Raw genomic sequence first — 2,809 nt, 5'->3', positions numbered from 1 at the left:
GTGCTCGAAGGCGTAGGTGGGCAGGTCGACCCGCTCGGCGGCGGGCAGCACGGCCGCCCAGTCGACGGGCAGGCCGCCGGTGTGCGCCTGGCCGAGCGCGGTCAGCAGGCGGGTGGCGCCCGCGTTGTCGCGCTCCAGGGTGCCGATGCTCAGCACGTCCACCACACCGGCGTCCTCCGCCGTCTCGGTGATCGACGCGGTCAGCACCGGGTGGGTGGAGACCTCGACGAACGCGCCGTAGCCGCCATCCAGCAGCGTGCGGGTGGCCTCCTCGAAGCGGACCATCCGCCGCAGGTTGGCGTACCAGTAGGCGGCGTCGACCTCGGGCCCGGAGAGCCACTCGCCGGTGACCGTGGAGATCATCGGGACCCGGCCCATCCGCGGGGCGATGTCCGCCAACTCCCCTGCGAGCACCGCCTCCAGCGGCTCCACCGCCGGGGAGTGCGCCACGAAGTCGGTGGCCGGGATCCGCCAGCGCAGCACCTTGCGCGAGGCCAGCTCGCGCTCGAACTCCGAGAGCGCGTCGGGCTGGCCCGAGACCACCACCGCGGCCGGGCCGTTGACCGCGGCGACCGACAGGCGTCCGTCGAAGCCGTCCACGATCTCCCGCACCGCGGCCGAGGGCATCACCACGGACACCATCGAGCCCTGGACAGACAGGCCCGTCAGGGCGCGGGCGCGGACCGCCACGACGCGGGCGCCGTCCTCCAGCGACAGCATTCCGGCGACGGTGGCGGCGGCGATCTCGCCCTGCGAGTGGCCGACGACCGCGTCCGGGCGGATGCCGGCGGCCTCCCAGAACGCCGCGAGCGAGACCATCAGCGCCCACAGCACCGGCTGCACGACGTCGGCCGCGTCCAGCTCCGGCGCGCCCTCCGCGCCCGTGATCACCTCGCGCAGCGACCACGGCACGTGCGGCGCCAGCGCCGCCTCGCACTCGGCCAGCCGGGCCGCGAACACCGGTGAGTCGTCCAGCAGTTGACGGCCCATCCCGACCCACTGCGCGCCCTGGCCGGCGAACACGAACGCCGTCCGGTCGCCGGTGCGGGCCAGGCCGGTCACCACGCCGGGGGTGCGGGTGCCCGCGAGGATGCCGCGCAGGCCGGTGACCAGTTCTTCGCGTCCGTCGCCGATCACCACCGCGCGGTGGTCGAAGAGCGTCCGGGTGGCCGCCAGCGACCAGGCCACGGCGGCCGGTTCGAGGGCGGGCCGGGCCTGCACCCAGTCCTGCAACCGGGCGGCCTGCCCGGCCAGGGCCTCGGCCGAGCGGCCGGACAGCAGCCAGGCGGCGGGGGCGTGCGGGGCGAGCAGGGCGGGGGCGGTGCCGGCCGGGGCGCCGTCCTCGTCGGAGGCGGCGGGGTCGGCGGTAGGCCGGGGTTCGGCGGCCGGGGCCTCCTCCAGGATGACGTGCACGTTGGTGCCGCTCATGCCGAAGCCGGAGACGCCGGCCCGGCGGACGTGCTCGCCGGTGGGCCAGGCGACGGCCTCGGTCAGCAGCCGCACCTCGCCGGCCGTCCAGTCGACGTGCGGGGTGGGCTCGTCCACGTGCAGGGTCTGCGGCAGCAGTTCGTGCTGCAGGGCGAGGACCATCTTCATCACGCCGGCGACACCGGCGGCGGCCTGGGTGTGGCCGATGTTGGACTTCACCGAGCCGAGCCACAGCGGCCGGTCCTCCGGGCGGTCCTGGCCGTAGGTGGCGAGCAGCGCCTGCGCCTCGATCGGGTCGCCGAGCTTGGTGGCCGAGCCGTGCGCCTCGACCGCGTCCACCTCGTCCGGGCGCAGGCCCGCGTTGGCGAGGGCGGCGCGGATGACGCGCTGCTGGGACGGGCCGTTGGGGGCGGTCAGGCCGTTGGAGGCGCCGTCCTGGTTGACGGCCGAGCCGCGGATCACGGCCAGCACGGGGTGGCCGTTGCGACGGGCGTCGGACAGGCGCTCGACGACCAGCATGCCCGCGCCCTCGGCGAAGCCGGAGCCGTCGGCGGCGGCCGCGAAGGACTTGCAGTGGCCGTCCAGCGAGATGCCGCCGGCCTTGGCGAAGGCCACGAACACGCCGGGGGTGGCGGTGACGGTGGCGCCGCCCGCGAGGGCGAGCGAGCACTCGCCCAGGCGCAGCGCCTGGGCGGCCATGTGCAGGGCGACCAGCGAGGAGGAGCAGGCGGTGTCGACGGTGACGGCCGGTCCCTCCAGGCCGAAGGTGTAGGAGAGGCGGCCGGACAGCACGCTGGTGGCGTTGCCGGTCACCAGGTGGCCCTCGACCACCTCGGTGCCCTCCAGCGACACCTCGGTGGCGTACCGCGAGCTGTAGCCGCCGATGAACGCGCCGGTCTGCGAGCCGCGCAGGGTGGCCGGGTCGATGCCGGCCCGCTCGAACGCCTCCCAGGAGGTCTCCAGCAGCAGGCGCTGCTGCGGGTCCATGGCGAGGGCCTCGCGCGGGCTGATGCCGAAGAACGCGGCGTCGAAGGCGCTGGCGTCCTGCACGAAGCCGCCGGCCTGGGTGTACGAGGAGCCTTCCGGGTCGGAGTCCGGGTAGAGGGAGGCGAGGTCCCAGCCGCGGTCGCGCGGGAACGGGCCGATCGCGTCGGTGCCGTCGGAGAGCATCCGCCACAGCTGGTCGGGGCCGGCCGCGCCGCCGGGGAAGCGGCAGGCCATGCCGACGATCGCGATCGGCTCGTCGGCGGCGGAGGCGGTGCCCGCCGCCGCGGGCGCGCCGGGGGCGGCGGCGGGCAGGTCGCCGGTGAGTTCGCCGCGCAGCAGGCCGGCCAGCGCGGTCGGGGTCGGGTAGTCGAAGACCAGGGTGGCGGGCAGCCGC

Annotated in this window: 1 protein-coding gene; it reads right to left on the bottom strand. The window is 76.0% G+C overall.

The annotated features are described in order from the left end of the window. Positions 1 to 2,809, bottom strand: a 2,809-nt coding sequence (locus tag ACFUEL_RS37930) for a beta-ketoacyl synthase N-terminal-like domain-containing protein (RefSeq protein WP_380242509.1), incomplete at both ends; no start/stop codon positions are given.

The organism is Kitasatospora sp. NPDC057198, assembly GCF_042670125.1.
In the GTDB taxonomy this organism is placed as follows: domain Bacteria; phylum Actinomycetota; class Actinomycetes; order Streptomycetales; family Streptomycetaceae; genus Kitasatospora.
This window is presented reverse-complemented; position numbering and strand designations above follow the sequence as displayed.